This is a genomic window from Clostridioides sp. ZZV14-6150 (assembly GCF_020657875.1).
Lineage (GTDB): Bacteria > Bacillota > Clostridia > Peptostreptococcales > Peptostreptococcaceae > Clostridioides.
This window is the reverse complement of record NZ_JAGWDA010000025.1, coordinates 19,890-37,382: the sequence shown is the minus strand read 5'-3', so window position 1 is coordinate 37,382 and position 17,493 is coordinate 19,890. Positions and strand designations below refer to the sequence as shown.

General features: G+C 28.6%; 14 protein-coding genes, 1 pseudogene and 1 other annotated feature. Of the genes and pseudogenes, 1 reads left to right on the top strand and 14 read right to left on the bottom strand.

Features of this window, described 5'->3' with window-relative positions; genetic code table 11:
- Positions 1 to 261, bottom strand: a pseudogene (locus KGF41_RS19380) (hypothetical protein); the annotation flags it as partial.
- Positions 262 to 563: 302 nt separating this feature from the next.
- Between KGF41_RS19380 and KGF41_RS19375 the strand changes: the two are divergent.
- On the top strand, positions 564 to 770 hold the full coding sequence (locus tag KGF41_RS19375) for a DUF4368 domain-containing protein (RefSeq protein WP_413840963.1): 207 nt from the start codon (positions 564 to 566) through the stop codon (positions 768 to 770).
- Positions 771 to 1,451: 681 nt separating this feature from the next.
- On the opposite strand, the gene KGF41_RS19370 is transcribed toward KGF41_RS19375, so the two are convergent.
- The 13 genes from KGF41_RS19370 to gap form a co-directional block, all read right to left on the bottom strand.
- The gene (locus KGF41_RS19370; protein ID WP_227841689.1) at positions 1,452 to 1,814 is read right to left on the bottom strand and encodes an arsenate reductase family protein; all 363 of its coding nucleotides are present in this window, start codon (positions 1,812 to 1,814) and stop codon (positions 1,452 to 1,454) included.
- Between the two features lie 233 nt (positions 1,815 to 2,047).
- Positions 2,048 to 2,425 (bottom strand): VOC family protein, encoded by a 378-nt coding sequence (locus KGF41_RS19365; protein WP_227828506.1) that lies wholly within the window; start codon positions 2,423 to 2,425, stop codon positions 2,048 to 2,050.
- 137 nt (positions 2,426 to 2,562) lie between these two features.
- Positions 2,563 to 3,234 (bottom strand): amino acid ABC transporter ATP-binding protein, encoded by a 672-nt coding sequence (locus tag KGF41_RS19360; protein WP_227828505.1) that lies wholly within the window; start codon positions 3,232 to 3,234, stop codon positions 2,563 to 2,565.
- Between the two features lie 32 nt (positions 3,235 to 3,266).
- Positions 3,267 to 3,878 (bottom strand): amino acid ABC transporter permease, encoded by a 612-nt coding sequence (locus KGF41_RS19355; RefSeq protein WP_227435933.1) that lies wholly within the window; start codon positions 3,876 to 3,878, stop codon positions 3,267 to 3,269.
- Positions 3,879 to 3,915: 37 nt separating this feature from the next.
- Entirely contained in the window at positions 3,916 to 4,719 is an 804-nt protein-coding gene (locus KGF41_RS19350; RefSeq protein ID WP_227841691.1) for an amino acid ABC transporter substrate-binding protein, read from the bottom strand.
- 125 nt (positions 4,720 to 4,844) lie between these two features.
- Positions 4,845 to 5,104: a binding site (T-box leader), on the bottom strand.
- Positions 5,105 to 5,189: 85 nt separating this feature from the next.
- Complete coding sequence (locus tag KGF41_RS19345) at positions 5,190 to 6,497, bottom strand: hypothetical protein (protein WP_227841692.1); 1,308 nt, start codon at positions 6,495 to 6,497, stop codon at positions 5,190 to 5,192.
- A gap of 523 nt (positions 6,498 to 7,020) precedes the next feature.
- On the bottom strand, positions 7,021 to 7,899 hold the full coding sequence (locus tag KGF41_RS19340; protein ID WP_227857075.1) for an AraC family transcriptional regulator: 879 nt from the start codon (positions 7,897 to 7,899) through the stop codon (positions 7,021 to 7,023).
- A gap of 122 nt (positions 7,900 to 8,021) precedes the next feature.
- Positions 8,022 to 8,462: a SufBD protein gene (locus tag KGF41_RS19335; RefSeq protein WP_227857074.1), complete on the bottom strand. Its 441-nt coding sequence runs from the start codon at positions 8,460 to 8,462 to the stop codon at positions 8,022 to 8,024.
- 331 nt (positions 8,463 to 8,793) lie between these two features.
- The gene (locus tag KGF41_RS19330; RefSeq protein ID WP_227828500.1) at positions 8,794 to 9,171 is read right to left on the bottom strand and encodes a C-GCAxxG-C-C family (seleno)protein; all 378 of its coding nucleotides are present in this window, start codon (positions 9,169 to 9,171) and stop codon (positions 8,794 to 8,796) included.
- 86 nt (positions 9,172 to 9,257) lie between these two features.
- Positions 9,258 to 9,752 carry a methylated-DNA--[protein]-cysteine S-methyltransferase gene (locus KGF41_RS19325; RefSeq protein ID WP_227857073.1) on the bottom strand — a complete coding sequence of 165 codons (495 nt, stop codon included), beginning with the start codon at positions 9,750 to 9,752 and terminating at the stop codon, positions 9,258 to 9,260.
- A gap of 147 nt (positions 9,753 to 9,899) precedes the next feature.
- Positions 9,900 to 14,156, bottom strand: coding sequence for a 2-hydroxyacyl-CoA dehydratase (locus KGF41_RS19320; protein WP_227857072.1), 4,257 nt, complete (start codon positions 14,154 to 14,156; stop codon positions 9,900 to 9,902).
- A 388-nt stretch (positions 14,157 to 14,544) separates the two neighbouring features.
- The gene (locus KGF41_RS19315; RefSeq protein WP_227828497.1) at positions 14,545 to 15,714 is read right to left on the bottom strand and encodes a hypothetical protein; all 1,170 of its coding nucleotides are present in this window, start codon (positions 15,712 to 15,714) and stop codon (positions 14,545 to 14,547) included.
- Between the two features lie 379 nt (positions 15,715 to 16,093).
- Positions 16,094 to 17,110: a type I glyceraldehyde-3-phosphate dehydrogenase gene (gene gap, locus KGF41_RS19310; RefSeq protein WP_227840967.1), complete on the bottom strand. Its 1,017-nt coding sequence runs from the start codon at positions 17,108 to 17,110 to the stop codon at positions 16,094 to 16,096.
- Positions 17,111 to 17,493 lie beyond the last annotated feature (383 nt).

The window sequence follows — 17,493 nt, the reverse complement described above, 5'->3', positions numbered from 1 at the left end:
GCCACTTGGACCTGTATTGCCGGTTGCTCCGGGCGCTCCTGTGTTACCGGTTGGACCGGTAGCTCCTGCGATGCCCGAAGAACCAGTTGGTCCAGTGCCGCCTGTTGCACCAGTAGGGCCACTTGGACCTGTTGGACCTATAGGACCTTGACAACCCTGAGGTCCTCTGTAGCAGTTACAGCAGTGCTTGCAATCACAATCATTGCATATATGGTCAGAACATTTATAATCGTGCATATCAGAACACTTTGTAATTTTCATCGGTACGTAGTTATTATCATCATAAATCATTCCAAACTGCCCCCTTTAATAAATTTCGAGTTAAAATAATAACTCAATCCATTATATTCAAAAGAAGCAGAATCTGTTAACATTGTTAGGCTTCCTATAGAGCCCCATTTGAATCACAATGTTCTAAACCATCTCAAAACAAAATGTCTTTCTCTGTACTCTGTCCGTTACGCCTATCCACCATATCAGTGAACGGGTAGTATTTTTTTGCGAAAATCTCCACGCTTAAACCATTGACATAGGTCCACAAACTTAAAACCGAACAATCAGAATTGGAAAACGGCGTTGATACCGAATACCTGTTTTTGACCTCATTTAGCAAATACGAAAATATCGACAAGATGACAAGGGAAATCCTTATTGGACTGGTTGACCATATCAAGATATACGAGGGCGGCGACATCAGTTTTAAGTTTGCCGACGAGTACCGCCGAGTAACGGAGCATATCGAAGCCAACAAGCAAAAAGAGGCGGTTTGATCGCCGACTACCTAAAGGTAGTTTGTATTTCTATTATGACCTCTGCATACAGACTATACCAGCATATAAGAACTTCTAAAGAGATAATCAAAAAGTATAGTTTGATTTTAAATAAATAAATGATATAATTTGTACAGGAGATGGCATATTTATTCACATTAAATTTATTTGAGACAAATTTAATGTAAATAATTTCTTAATAGTAACAAATATCCCCAAAATAATAAATAATATTATACTTTTTAGACTTTATCTATAGTATAACTTCTAAAAAATCGCATGCCAGTTTGCAAGAATTAACAGATTAAAATCAAGATTTAGATTTAATAGTACTTTTATTTAAAAAGATATGTATTTATTTAATATATTAAACTCAGAAAGTACAAGATTCTTCTATCTAATAGTTAATAATTCTATTGATGTGGTTTTAATCTCAATGCTAAATACTAAAAATACTTAAATAAAGACTGAAAATGTACTTTTCTAACTCGCAATTACCAATAATTACTATCTATAAATTTTAACTGCATTGAGAAAATAGTAAAACAATCCACCTATAAAATTTATTAGAGTTGTATATAAATGTGTATTTCTCATTATTTATGTATAACAAAATTAAATCTAATACATAAATTTATAGGTGTATCAATTAAAAATTTTAACTAATACACCCATTGATTTCTATTCTTCCTTTAATAAAATATCTTTCCATACATCTTCTTTAAACCCTAACAGTACATTTTTACCATCAAATAGTAGTGGTCTTTTAATAAGCATACCATCGCTTACTAATATTTCTAGAAGTTTATCATCTTGCTCAGTCTTTACTACATCTTTAAGACCTAATTCTCTATATTTCATTCCACTTGTATTAAAAAAATTTTTTATATCATACCCACTAATATTATAAATTGACTCTAATTCATCCTTAGTTGGTGGATTTTGAACCATGTCTATATCCTCAAATTTTAAATTATTTTCTTTAAGCCAATTTTTTGCTTTTTTAACTGTAGAACATTTTGTATATCCATATAATTTAATCATTGTAGTAAAACTTCCTTTCTAGTTTTTTATCTTAATATTTATATGCTTATACCCATAATTTGTATATTTTAATCAATTTGTATCATAATTACTCTAAGCTTTCAATAAAATTCTTGAATTTTTATACAATTAAAAGCCATGACAATTTAAAGTCACGACTTTTTTACTACGTTGTTAAATTGAAATTTAGCTACTCTATATTATGCTTATTAGTTGTAGGTTTTTTGTTTTAACTATGTACTCAAATACCAAGTATACCCATACCTATCAAGCACTTCAGCACCACCATCACTTTGATCTGGTGGTGGGTGTGGTAAAAATCCTTGCACAAGCGTACCGCCCTCGGCAAGTTTTACAGATATTTCTTCTATTACTTCTCGAGACGGTAGCACAACACAAATCGCCATTCCAGAAATTACAACAGGCTGGTTTGTATCGGCCCCCATTATACAACCTTCATATTTTGTGAAAGTAACACTTGCGTGCATAACAGGATTGCTTGGGTTGTTATCTAATCGTGCAAACAGAGTTTTTCCACCTCCGAAAGCCTCAGCATAAAAGTTAAATGCTTTTTCACAAGTCCCATTAAATGTTAAATATGGAGTTAGCATGGTCAATATCTCCTCCTTGATACAAAATATAAATTTTATATAATTATACATTAAAATTTATATTTTTCATTGTAAAAATCAGACAAACAATCCTTATTTTTTTATAAAATTTTAATACAAATTTCATTTATAAAAATTTAAACAATTTTTTCTTTTATTTGAATATCCTCAACTATACCATCTTTTATACTTATAATCTTATCTGCAACACTATTTGAAAATACAACATCATGTGTAATTATCAGTATAGTCATTCCCTTATCTTTAAGCCTATTCATTATATTTACTACTTTTTGAATAGTATCAATATCAAGTGCAGAAGTAGGCTCATCAAAACAGAGAACTTTTGGCATTAATGCACAAGACCTAGCTATTGCAACTCTTTGTTGCTGTCCTCCTGACAACTCAAATGGATAGGAATTCAATTTATCTTCCAAATCAACTAGTCTCAAAAGTTCTTTAGCTCTATTTTCAGCTTCCTCTCTAGGAACCTTAAAAACATTAACTGGAGATTCAATTATATTTTCAAGTACTGTCATATGAGGAAATAGATTGAAGTTTTGAAAAACCATACCTATTTTACCACGTATTTTTGCCATGTCTTTCTTATTTTTTATTATTTCATTATCTATTATAATTTCTCCACTATCAAATTCTTCAAGACCATTTATACATCTTAATATTGTAGTCTTTCCTGCACCAGATTTGCCAAGTAAGACACCAATCTGACCTTCTTCTAGTTCAAAAGAAATATCTTTAAGTACTTTATTTTTTTTAAATGATTTATTTAAATTACTGATTTTCAACATATGAAAAACCTCCTCCTATAATTATTGTAGCTTTATCTGTAATAAGAATATTTTTTTTCAAGTAATTCAAATCCCTTAGTGAGTATAGCTACAAATATAAGATATATTGCTCCTGCCTCAAATAGTGGTAACAAACTTGCTTCTCTATTCATTGCTATTTGAGATATTCTTAAAATATCATTTAATCCTAATATATATACTAAAGATGTATCTTTTACCAATGTAATTACTTCATTTGAAATAGGTGCTAGTATTCTTTTAAAAACTTGTGGAAATATGATTCTCTTGTACATCGTAAATTTATCAAACCCTAGTACTTTTGAAGCTTCATATTGACCTCTATCTATTGATTGTATTCCACCTCTAAATATTTCTGCAAAGTATGCTGCATAATTTAAGAAGAAAGCTACTATTCCAGCTGTAAATCTGTCAAACACAATTCCTATAAGAGGTAAACCATAGAATATTACTATCATTTGTAAAAGTAAAGGTGTTCCTCTCATTATTAATATATAACATTGTGTAATACCACTTATTAATTTATTTTTTGATAATCTTAAAAATGCAACTCCAATCCCCAATGGAATTGATACTATCAATGTTATACAAAACATTGCTATAACTATTTCTAAACCTTGTAACATGCCTTTAGTGCCCCCTTCTTAACAGCTAACTTATCTTTTATTTAAACCACTTATCATAAATTTTGTCAAAAGCTCCATCTTTTTTCATTTCTTGTAATGTTTCATTTATTTTCTTACAAAGTTCTGGATTTTCTTTAGATGTTGCTACAACATAATCTTCTAATCCAAAATCTTCTTTTAATACTTTATATTTATCTTCACCTTTTTGTCCCATATAGTATCTAATTAAAACTTCATCACCAACAACTGCACTAGTTCTACCTATTTCTAAGTCTCTAAGTGCTTTATCGTAAGTATCATAAAGAACTGGCGCTCCACCCTTTAAGCTATTCATAAAATCTTTATCTTTTTCTACTGCATCAAGAGCTGTTGAACCTTGTTGAGTTCCAACTTCTTTATCTTTTAAATCAGCTTTTGTATTTACTTTTGAATCACTTAAAGTAACTATTATTTGTTTATTTTGTAAATAAGGTTCTGTATATGATACTATTTTCTTTCTCTCATCTGTTATAGAATATCCATTCCATAATACATCTACAGTTTTTGAATCGTTTAACTCTGTTTCTTTCATTGACCAATCTATTGGTTGAAATTTAACTTCCATTCCAAGTCTCTTAAATGTCTCTTTTGCTAAATCAACATCAAATCCCACTGTTTCTCCTTTTTCATCTAAAAATCCCATTGGTACAAATGTATTATCAAATCCTACAATTACCTCTTTTTTTGATGTATTTGAAGCATCTTTATCCTTTTCATTATCTGATTTTGAACAACCTGCCATTCCACTTACTAAACCTAACATAATTGTAAATAATCCTAATTTTTTTAATATATTTTTCATAATATTCTCCCTCATCTTTTAAATTTTTAAATATTTTGATTATTTTAGAAAAAATGTATCTGTTGCAATATAATTTTCTGCGCGCTTAAAAAATTATATTAAAAAACTCCCGTCTCTAGCTATTGCTAGAGGACGGGAGTTAAATCTCGTGGTTCCACCTCTGTTCATTAATGCCTCACGACACTAACCTCTTTAAGTACAATAAAATTATACTCTAGCACTATAACGGGTGCAAGGATACCGGAAAGCTCCTAGTAAAGTATTTTTACTCTTTCAGAGTCCTGCTCAAAGATGTGTTCAAAGTAAAATCTATTGCTCCTCTCACCAATCGGAAACTCTCTGTTTAAGATTACTTACTTTTACTATTTCTTTTCGTAGCATTTAATGTTGTTTTGAATTCTTATTATGATATTGATTTTATATCATAAGGCAATATCTGTCAATATATATTTTAAAATAAATATAAAAATCTAATTCCAAGGCACAACTTCCACCTCACCATAACATCGTTCTACCAATCTATTAGAATACTCTCCTTTATATCCCAAAATAAAAAGCAAAACAAGCTCAATATATCTTGTTCCAATTGAAATTATATTCCAAATGTCTTCAACTTCTAATGTAGCTCTATGGGCTTTTCTACTTGGATGAACTATACTATTTCTTAAATAAATAATTAAATCTATTCCATCATCAAACTTCTTTTTTATCATATTATCAAATATATCTAACTCATATTTACCATATGGTATCTTACATATATCAAGTAGAAGTCTGATATTTTTAGATGCCAAATTATGGTCAAAAGTTTCATCTGTAAGCACCTTATTCTGCTCTACTAGCATTACATATGACAAAGTCTCAAGTGCAATCTGTACAGATATTATATTATTTTCCATAGTCACACTTCCAAGAGACTCTATATACCAATCAACAACACTCTTTATCGCAGAACCATAATAAAAATCTTCTAATTTTTTACACATGAGACTTATATATTTTTCCATATTATGATAATTTGACAACGTATCTGACCATGTTGGTACATATCTAAAAGGTGTTATTTGATTCTCATTCCAAATTCTATAAACTTCATTACCATTTCTATATCCTTTTGCCAAACAAAATCCAACATATCTGCCACACATAAAACTCAAGGCTGTTGCTATTCTATCTAAAAGATTTATTGTATTATTAGTTCTAAAAATTCTACCATCTTTTCTTCTAATCCTACCTATATGAGTTATTATTGCTCCAGATTTAGACTTCAAATCTGACTTTAATTCTTTTCTATAATCATACCGTTTATCTATAGTAACAACATAATCATTTATATCAAATTCAATCCTACCTGCATATACTTTATCATTGTATTTTATAAGTTTTCCAGGTATTTTATCTAAGTTTATTATATTAAAATCTACATGTTCAACATAAGAGTTTTTAGATTTTATACAATCATCATTGATATATCCTTCTATGCCAAAATCACTTAGAGTATTTATTGTTATAGAAATAATCTTATAACCATAGACCTCAAGAATAGCATTATCATAATCCAAAACTAAGTTATCATCTTCATTTTCTATATCTTCAATGCAACCTATATCTGCTTTAAAATTTATGGATATTGGAGGTGTCATTTTATAATAAATTTTTCCATTACATCTATATTTCTTATCTAAATATATGCAAAATCTACCTTCATAGATACTAATATCTTCATTGATATCATAGCTTAAATATGGTGATGTTATAGCATCATCAATTGCTTTCATTTTTGTTCCCACCTTTGCTTTTGTATAATAACATGGGGATTTCAGTTCTTTTTTATTTAGTAAAACCCAATCTATTATATAATTCAATATATTATTTTTATTAATTATGTATTTTATAATTTCTTATAAAAACAGTATCATTCTAGTATCATCGTTTGTTAGACACATTATGTATTTTTAAATTTTTTATTTATTAATAATACCTAAAGTGGATTGTAAGAAATCATTTTACTACCAAAGCTTTTATTCATTTAGATATTATCATTCATATATATACATTGTCAAAGAAAACATTTAATTTATCAAATATTTTCTTTAACAATATATTATCTATAATTTTATAAATAATACATTTAACAAACTGAATCTATTTCATTGAATGATTTTTCAAAATAAAAATGGTAGCTTTAATTTGTTATTTCAAAACTACTATTAAATTATGTATATTCTCTTTTAACATATAAAGCTTTTACTCATTACAACAATTTTTACTACTTTTATTTAGTCTATATATTCAAGCATATTATAATACGCATAAAATTTGAACCCAATATTCAATCAAACTTTTACCATCCTTATCAACTACTTCTCCATATCTTGCAAAATCATATTTAGCATTTTCATTTAACTGGCATGTCGACTGAGATAACCATTCTTTATAAGCATAATCTACAACAAGCTGTAAGCTATCTTCTCTCTTTGCTTTAAAGCTAAAAACTATATATTTACTAGGAAATAGCTCTTTTACCATCATTTCTTCAGGTATTTTATCAAAAAAATTTACCTCCACTGCCGCATAGTAATCAAATGCTGGTTGATTTTCTTCATTTTCATTATATTGCGAATAATCATTTAGCTCAATAATAAAATCTGTATTTCTTCTGTTCGATATTAAGTGTTTTTTCGAATAAATTTTTTCTGCACATTCACCTATAACAGAAAAACCTAGTCGTGTATTTCCTTTATAGCCTACTAAAAGAATTTTATCATTTTCAACCATTTTAACATCCATTATTCTATCACCTCTCAAAGTTTCTTTTCCATCAACAGTAAACTTTAATTGTACAGGATGAAAATCGCCTTTTTTTCTAAATGATTGTGGACTACATTTAAACAGAGCCTTAAATCCGATTGTAAAAGATTGTTGTGTTTCATATCCAGCAAATAGTGAAATTTCCATAATTGGTTTATCAGTAAAGATTAGTAACCTTGCTACTTCAGTCAATCGTCTTCTTTGTATGTAATTGTGAACAGTAAATCCAACAATATTTACAAACATTCTACTTAGATGATATTTTGAATATCCTATTTCTTTTGCAATACTATCCAAATCTAATTTTTCTTCTAAATTTAAGTCAATATAATCAACTACATCCTGTATTGTTTCTAAATTAGTTTTCATAATGCCTCCTTCTAGTATGATTGTACATAATTCTGTCTTAGCTGTTTTCACATTTCTTGCTACTGTCAAAAAAATTAATCCCTAATGATGATATCAACTGGTAAAATTTAGATAATATATCTTTACTCAAGATTAGATAAAGTATTACTTATATCCTTTTCTACTAATGGTTTCATATTATCATTATAAATACTTATATCTGCATTACTTAATTCCCTTCTTATACGATGAATAAGTTGTTTCTTATATTTTGTAATATTAGGTAATGACTGAATAAAATTTCTCGCCACAGAAGGCTTTTTATCCACTATGTGACTTAGTATACTATCTATATTCATTTCAATTTTATTATCAGTATCCCACTTAGCATTTGCAACTATTAATGACAGTCCTCTTGTACGAATATATGAACTTTCATTATTAACCATCTCTAGAAAATAATCAAAGAAACAGTATGTAATGTTTGATTTTTTGCTTTCATTTTCTAGAAATAAAAAAGTTTTATATGCTTCAGTGTGATTTTTTGAACATAAGTCATTAATAAGCAAATCAATATTTTCCAATACTTTCATCTCCTTTGTAACAAATATTTATTTAAGCTGAGTATAACATAACAAAAAATAAATAGAAATAATTGAGATACCTATATAAATATTATCTGTTAATTAAGCTGATTTACATCAATGAATGCTAATGCTCAACTGTCATTTAAATTCTGTTAATAAATAATATAACTTTTTTCTAAATTATACTAGCAAAAAGACGCTCCTTTCTGAGCGTCTTTATAATATAAAAATCTAATATTCTTTTAAAGTTTATTGCGTTTTATTTGCAACTAATAAGTTATAATATAATAGACTTATTAAATATATTATATCAAATAGCTTATATTTATTATAGTTCCTTTTTTAAAGTTTCTTTTAAACTATCATATGCAAAATCCATTATCTCTCTACATGCAACTAAATCTTTTTTTAAGTCTATACATAACTCTGAACCGTACTCATTTCTTACTGTTGTTGTCAAATCCTTAGCATATGCTTTAGCTTTAGTGCTTTCACCTTCATGGTTTCTACCTCTTACATATCCAATTATTATATTTGAGGCGTTTACTGCACCACATAAACTAGCAACTCCACAACCTGAACCTAATCCACTACCTAAACAAACTGGTATATCTGTATTAAACTCTTCATTATATGCTTTTATAACTGACTCTGCACAATTGAACCCCTTTTCATGATATTTTGATGCTATAACTTTATTGCACATTAAAACTCCCCCTTATCATTATAAACTAAAAATCTCTTCTAACATAATTATATCAAATATTAACAAAAAAATCACTTTTAACCAATTTAACTATTTTCTTCTAAATCTAATAATATTTTTTTTAAGTCAGAATGATTTCCCATATATCCACCAACATTGTTTTTACCAACAACTCTGTGACAAGGTATTATTATTGGGATTTTATTACTTTTACTTGCTTGTCCAATTGCTCTAACAGACTTTGGATTATTTATATTTTGTGCTATTTCTGAGTATGATAGTGTTTTTCCATAAGGTATTTTTAACATTTCTTCATAGACAGACTTTTGGAATTCAGTACCATCAACACGTATTTTTAAATCAAATTTTTTTCTTTTTCCATTAAAATAATCGTCTATCTGATTTATTGCTTCTTTTAAATCTTCTTTACTTCTTTTTATATCTATTCCTTTTTTAATATATTCTTCTTTTAAATTATTAAATTTTTCATCTCCTATATCTAAGCTAACTACAAAACCATCTTCACTCAATATGTACAAATTTCCTATTTTAGACTCATAAACATCATATACTAAATTCATATAACTTCCCCCCCCTTTTATATTAGTATACATATAATTTTTCAAGTAATAAAGAGTTACCCTAAAAAATATAGAGTAACTCTTTTTATAATTATTAATATAATAGTAGCTTATTTAGAAAGCTATAAATTTTCAACATGTGAAACCTTAATCTTCTATATTTTTAAAAGCTTTAGAAAGCATAAGTTTTATCCTGTTAAGCTGATTCACCTCACTTGCAGAAGGGTCATAATCAATAGGAATTATATTTGCATTCTTATATAACCTTTTTAATTCTTTTATGGAACCTTTACCAATTATATGATTAGGTAAACATCCAAAAGGTTGCATACAAATGATATTTTCCACACCTTCATTTAATAATTCAACCATCTCACCTGTTAAAAGCCATCCTTCTCCAGTTTGATTTCCTAATGATACTACTGGTTCTGTATTTTTCGCAACTGTTTTTATATTTCTTGGAGCATAAAATCTTTTACTTTTATCAAGTGCTTTTTTATATACCCTTTGGTATATACTTGTTATGTATATAAAGGCTTCTCCTATCATTCTACTTTTTCTACTTCCTTCTAAATGAGTGTGTTTATAGATAGTATTAAACGCACAACTTAAAAAGAAATTTGTAAGGTCTGGTACAACTGCTTCAGCTCCTTCTCGCTCTAATATATTCACTAGATTATTGTTTGCAATTGGATGAAACTTTACTAATATTTCTCCAACTAAACCTACTTTAGGTTTTTTAATATCTAATATCTCTAGGTTGTCAAACTCATTTACTATCTCTTTTATATTTTTAGTAAATACAGAAATTTTAGCTTTGACAAGAGATTTTTTACATATATCAACCCATTTTTCATATAGAGCATTTGTACTTCCAATAACTTTCTCATATGGTCTCACTCTATAGAGTACTTTCATCAATAAATCTCCATATACAACAGCCATAAAAAGTCTATTGATTAATTTTAGAGATACATTATCCATTATTCCACTATCTTCTATTCCATTTACACTAAGTGCAATAACTGGGACATCTTTAAATCCTGCATCATACATAGCTTTTCTTAAAAATCCAATATAATTTGTAGCTCTACAACCGCCACCAGTTTGAGTTATTGCAACAGATGTATTATTTAAATCATATTTTCCAGACTTTAATGCTGTTATTAATTGACCTACTACTATTATAGCTGGATAACAAGCATCATTATTTACATATCTCAAACCTTCCTCAATAACACTACTATCTGTATCTTTTAAAATTTCTATCTTATATCCACTCAAATTTACAGCTTCTTCAAGAAATTGAAAATGTATAGGTGACATTTGTGGTGCTAATATAGTATGTTTGTTCGTTATTTGATTATTCTTTGCATACTGTATTCTATCTACTTTCATATTTTTTACATCTATATTTTTACTTTCTCTTTCAAACATAGCTGCTTTTAAAGACCTCATTCTTATCTTTGCAGCGCCTAAATTATTACCTTCATCAATTTTTATAATAGTATATATTTTAGATTTTTCATTAAGTATTTCTTGAACTTGGTCTGTAGTTACTGCATCTAAGCCACACCCAAATGAATTAAGTTGAACCAATTCTAAATAATTTTTATCTCTTACAAAACTAGCTGCTTTGTATAATCTTGAATGATAGACCCATTGGTCTACAACTCTAAGTGGTCTTTGCATATTTGCTAAGTGACATATAGAATCTTCAGTAAGCACTGCCATGTCTAAAGAATTTATAAGCTCTGGCATTCCATGATTTATTTCTGGATCTATATGATATGGTCTACCACATAATACAATTCCCTTTAAGTTTCTCTCTTTTATCTCCTTAAGTGCTCTTTCGCCTGCTGCTTGCATCTCCATTTTAAATGAATTTTGTTCATCAGTAGCTTTATCAACTGCATGATTAATTTCTTCCTTAGTTATATTTATACCAGTAAAACGTCTTGATAATTCCTCATGAAGTCTCTTTTTCAACTTTGCCTTATCATTTAAACTTATAAATGGATTTATGTAATTTATATTTTTGTTTCTTATATTTTCTACATTATTTTTTATTACTTCAGAATAGGATATTACAACAGGACAATTATAATAATTATCTGCACTTAAATCCTCTTTATTTTCATTGGTCACACTTGGATAAAATATATTTTTTATTCCTTTTGAAATTAAATTTTCTATATGCCCATGAACTAATTTCCCAGGATAACACACTGTTTCAGAAGCAATGCTAGTTATACCAGTTTCATATAATTGTTTTGATGACCTATCTGAAAGTACAACTCTAAATCCCATATCATTGAAAAATGTAAACCAAAATGGATAATCTTCATACATATTTAATACTCTTGGTATTCCTATCTCTCCTTTTTTTGCCTTATCTTTTTCTAATGGTTTGTATTTAAAAATCCTGTCATATTTATACTTAAATAGATTTATGGGGTTTTTCTTTTCTAAACCTATCTTTTTATCGCCATAAATGGCTTCTCCCTTCTCACATCTATTTCCTGAAATAAAAATTTCATTATCAGAAAATTTGTTTATTGTAAGAAAACAATGATTTGAGCATCCTTTACATCTAATTACACTTGATTCTAATTTTATACTATTCAATTCTTCTTTAGATAATAAAGATGTTTGATATCCACTTTCATACTTCTCTCTGGCTATAAGAGCTGAACCAAAAGCACCCATAATTCCAGAAATATTAGGTCTAATTACATTTTTGCCAATTAACCTTTCAAAACTTCTAAGTACTAAATCATTGTAAAATGTTCCACCTTGTACAACAATATTATTTCCAATCTCATTTAAATCTCTGATTTTTATTACTTTAAATAAAGCATTCTTTATTACAGAATAGGATAAGCCTGCTGATATATCTCCAACACTTGCTCCTTCTTTTTGAGATTGTTTTACTCTCGAATTCATAAACACAGTACATCTTGAACCTAAATCTACAGGACTTTGAGAATAGACACCTTCATGTGCAAATTCCTCTATTGTCATAGATAAAGAACTTGCAAAGGTCTCTAAAAATGAACCACAGCCTGATGAGCAAGCCTCATTTAATATTATATTATCAATTACACCATCTTTTATTTTTAAGCACTTCATATCTTGACCACCAATATCAAGTATAAAGTCTACATCTTTATTAAAAAATTTAGCAGCTTTATAATGTGCTATAGTCTCTATTTCCCCATTATCTATTTTTAATGCTTTTTTAATAAGCCCCTCTCCATATCCAGTTACAGTTGAACTCAAGATTTTAACGTCTTTTGGTAATATATCATATATTTCATTTATGACCTTGATTGTTGTTTTTAGTGGATTTCCTTCATTACTATTATAATAAGAATATACTAAATTCCCATCTTCATCAATAAGCGCGGCCTTAGTGGTAGTAGAACCTGCATCAATTCCTAGATAACAATTTTTATTAATTGAATTTATATCTACATAATCTATTTTTTCTTTTTCATGTCTTTTAAAAAATTCTTCATACTCATTTCTATCTTTAAATAAAGGTTCTAATAAATTTACCTCTCCATCTTCAATGTTTTTTATATTGTCTAGTTTTTCTATTAGAGATTTAAGTTTTATACTATCTTCATCTACTGATAATAATCCTGCTCCAATAGCAATATAAAGCTGTGCATCTTCTGGGAAAATTACATTTTCATCTTTTAAATCTAGTACTCTTTTAAAAGCTTCTCTAAGTTCAGATAAAAAATACAATGGCCCACCTAAAAATGCAACATTGCCTTCTATTTTTCTTCCACAAGAAAGAACACTTACTGTTTGTACGACAACTGCATTAAAAATACTCATTGCTATATCAGTCTGCTTAGCTCCATCATTTATAAGAGGTTGAATGTCGGTTTTAGCAAAAACACCACATCTTGAGGCTATTGGGTAAATAACATTGTAGCCTTTAGCTAATTCATTTAAACCACTAGCATCTGTCTTTAAAAGCGAAGCCATTTGGTCTATGAATGCTCCAGTACCACCTGCACATATACCGTTCATTCTTTGATCTATTCCTCCACTTAAATAGGTTATTTTTGCATCTTCTCCTCCAAGTTCTATAACAACATCAGTTTCCGGATGGAAATATTCTATTGATTTTGTACTAGATATAACTTCTTGGACAAATTTCACCCCAAGTTTTTTTGAGATTCCAATTCCTCCTGAACCAGTTATTATAATGGTTGCATTTATATCTCCCAATTTTTCGTATATTCCATTTAGTACTTCTTTAACTGATTTCTTCACATCAGAATAATGTCTTTTATACTCTTTATGAACTATATTGTTATTATTAAGTACCACAACCTTTACTGTTGTAGAACCTACATCAATTCCTATATGAAATAATTCATCCATTGTACCCCTCCATACTTATATGCTTTTTTAATTTTTGTAAGTTCTATGGTTTTATTTTAAGTAAGTTATTTTATAATTTTTATGATTAATATTTTTGTTTTATGATTCTTTTATTAATCAATCTTACTCTACTAGGTAATTTCTAATTATACCTTTAAATTTTAAATAAGAACATATAGTTAGTGTACTAAATTTTGTCATAAATTTCTACAGATTTTTGTTACTTTTTACATAAATATAACTTAACTCTAACACCAATTTAATGTTCATATATTATAAAATATCTTCATTCAAAAAAAATAGTTGTCAGTACACAATTTCTTATTGCATATAGACAACCATTTTTTTGTATATTATTTTTTATTTTAATTATTTCTATTTATCATATTTATGATACGAGCATAAATATAAAGTGAGCTGCTGCTCCTGCACATAAACCACCTATTGTATGAGAAAGAATTGCTTTCCCAGCTAATTGTCTAGCGTTTAATGCATCCATCATACCAATATGTGTACTTAAATATCCACTCCAACACATACCCATTGCTGTAAATACTGCTATATCATTAGGAGTTATAGCTCCTGATTTTATAAATTCTGGAACTAAAGACATTGCTGCTCCAACAGCTCCTAATGAAGTTATAGGAAATGCTATTGCCTCTGGTGATGTAAATCCAAATAATGGCTCTAATATAAATCCAAGCTTATCTCCAAGAACTGGAAGTAATTTTATTCCTTCATATGCAGCTCCTGTATAAACCTCTTGACCTGTAACAGGGTCTGTAGATGGTCCAAAAGTTAATAGCATAACTAATGTACACACTACTAGGACACCAGGGATTATAGCCATTCCCATGTCTACGCCCATCTTACCACCTTCAAGAATAGCATCTAGGCCTCTTTGGAATACATTTCCTTCTCTTATTTCTCTAAATTCAGCTTTTTTCTCTAATGTTCCTGCTGCTTTATCTTCTTCTGGATTATAGTTATAAAACTTCTTAGTAAATGTCAACATTATTCTAACACTTACAACACTACCTATTACTGCACCTAAGTTACCAATCAATGCTGGCAATACATATTCTGTACCTTGAGATATCATAAATGTTGTTAAGATAAGTCCCATACCAAAAGCTGTTCCTAAATTACATAGTGCTGGAACTTGATATTGTTTAAAATACTGTGTGAATGTTTTATCTTTAGCAAAAGGTATAATAGCTGGATTATCTGATAAATAAGTTGTTATAGCTCCTGCTATACTAGCACCAGGTAATCCATATAAAGGCTTCATAAATATAGCGAAAATTTTATTAATTAATGCTATTACTCCAAACTCTGAAAGTAGTGCGCTTAATGCGCCTGCAAGAACTGCCATAGCCATAATTAAGAAAACTGTCTCTAATAGTAAAGCATGTGCTGTACTCATTATTACTTTAAACATCATTCCTGCTCCCATAATGCTACCAACATAGCCAAATCCAACTATTAGTAATATTATGAAAACGAATGTCTCCATGCTTACTGCCTTAACCTGTCTCCTGTCTGTTAACTTCTCCATTTTGAATCATCCCTTCTTTTCTTTTGTTGTAAAGCTTAACAAAACCTTTTCTCTTTTTTAATTATACTTATAAATATTACTCTTTGCAACTTTATTTGTCATTTTTTTATCATATTTAAAATGAAAACCAGTATTCCAATAATAAAAATTTTTCAGATTTCTGCAAGTTTTCGACATATTATCTTTCATATATAAAATAATACAATTTCTTACTAAATAGACATATCCCACTCTAACGACCTAATATCCACTAACAAGTTGTAACTTGTATCTTTTACATGAACCAAAAAAGATTATGAAAAATTTTTTCCTTCAATATTTTTCATAATCTTTCTTTTATTTTTATAAAATTTTTTCAAAACTTTTTTTAAGTTATGTACTATTTTAATTTTTCAGCTATATATTTTACCAAATCAACAGTTCTTGAAGAATATCCCCATTCATTATCATACCATGAAACTACTTTGACCATATTGTCCTCTATAACCATTGTGGACAGAGCATCTATGATAGATGATCTTGAATCGCCTCTGTAATCTATAGAAACAAGTGGTTTGTCACAGTATCCTAAAACACCCTTTAATTCTCCTTCAGCAGCTTCTTTTAATACAGAATTCACTTGCTCAGCTGTAACGTTTTCTTTAAGTTCACATACTAAATCAACAAGTGAAACTGTTGGTGTTGGCACTCTAAGTGAAAAACCATTTAATTTTCCTTCTAATTGTGGTAATACTCTTGACACAGCTTTTGCTGCTCCTGTAGTGGTAGGTATTATAGATTCAGCCGCTGCTCTCGCTCTTCTCAAGTCTTTGTGGCTCTTATCTAATATTCTTTGATCGTTAGTATATGAATGTACAGTAGTCATTAAACCTTTTACTATACCAAATTTTTCGTCCAATACTTTAGCAAATGGTGCTAGACAATTTGTAGTACAAGATGCATTTGAGATTATATTATGCTTTTCATTATCATATTGTTCTTCATTAACTCCAACAACTATAGTTATATCTTCATTTTTTCCTGGAGCTGTTATTATTACTTTTTTTGCGCCTGCTTTAATGTGTTTTTCTGCTTTTTCTCTTTGTGTAAATAATCCTGTTGATTCTATAACTATATCAACCCCTAATTCTTTCCATGGTAATTCTTCTGGGTCATTATATCTCAGTATTTTTATTTCTTTAGAGTTTACTATTAGTGTATCTTCATCCTTTGCTTCTACCTCACCTCTAAAAGTTCCGTAACATGAATCATATGTAAATAAATGTGCCAAAGACTCTGTTGTTGCTCTTGCATTTATGGCTACAATTTCTATATTATCTCCTAATTCTTCTTGAGCTATTCTCAACACAGCTCTTCCTATTCTTCCAAATCCGTTCATTCCTACCTTAATTTTCATTATGAAATGTCTCCCTCCATTACTATGTTTTTACATGATTATTGTACACTAAATAATTCATTTGTTCAATACTTTTTCTAGATTAAATAATTAAATTCTGTGTTTTTTTATTATCAAAAGACAATTAGTGTATCATTTTTATCTCTTTTGACCCTTATTTAGTATATACTTTTTAATATAAATAGGCTAGAGGGACGTATTTTGCCCAATGTCCCTTGGGACATATTTCACCACCATTTTTTTGAATTTTTAAACTATATTTACATTTGAAAATACAATATGTATTAAAAGATTATCTCTCAATACAAAAACATATAAAGATTACCTAAAAATAATCCTTGTATGTTTTTGTATTGATTACTTTACAGCTTAAAAAAATAAAA

Bases quoted from the DNA above. Each gene is read 5' to 3' on its own strand.
- KGF41_RS19370 (WP_227841689.1), bottom strand. From the start codon at position 1,814: ATGATTAAATTATATGGATATACAAAATGTTCTACAGTTAAAAAAGCA.
- KGF41_RS19365 (WP_227828506.1), bottom strand. From the start codon at position 2,425: ATGCTAACTCCATATTTAACATTTAATGGGACTTGTGAAAAAGCATTT.
- KGF41_RS19360 (WP_227828505.1), bottom strand. From the start codon at position 3,234: ATGTTGAAAATCAGTAATTTAAATAAATCATTTAAAAAAAATAAAGTA.
- KGF41_RS19355 (WP_227435933.1), bottom strand. From the start codon at position 3,878: ATGTTACAAGGTTTAGAAATAGTTATAGCAATGTTTTGTATAACATTG.
- KGF41_RS19350 (WP_227841691.1), bottom strand. From the start codon at position 4,719: ATGAAAAATATATTAAAAAAATTAGGATTATTTACAATTATGTTAGGT.
- KGF41_RS19345 (WP_227841692.1), bottom strand. From the start codon at position 6,497: ATGAAAGCAATTGATGATGCTATAACATCACCATATTTAAGCTATGAT.
- KGF41_RS19340 (WP_227857075.1), bottom strand. From the start codon at position 7,899: ATGAAAACTAATTTAGAAACAATACAGGATGTAGTTGATTATATTGAC.
- KGF41_RS19330 (WP_227828500.1), bottom strand. From the start codon at position 9,171: ATGTGCAATAAAGTTATAGCATCAAAATATCATGAAAAGGGGTTCAAT.
- KGF41_RS19325 (WP_227857073.1), bottom strand. From the start codon at position 9,752: ATGAATTTAGTATATGATGTTTATGAGTCTAAAATAGGAAATTTGTAC.
- KGF41_RS19320 (WP_227857072.1), bottom strand. From the start codon at position 14,156: ATGGATGAATTATTTCATATAGGAATTGATGTAGGTTCTACAACAGTA.
- KGF41_RS19315 (WP_227828497.1), bottom strand. From the start codon at position 15,714: ATGGAGAAGTTAACAGACAGGAGACAGGTTAAGGCAGTAAGCATGGAG.
- gap (WP_227840967.1), bottom strand. From the start codon at position 17,110: ATGAAAATTAAGGTAGGAATGAACGGATTTGGAAGAATAGGAAGAGCT.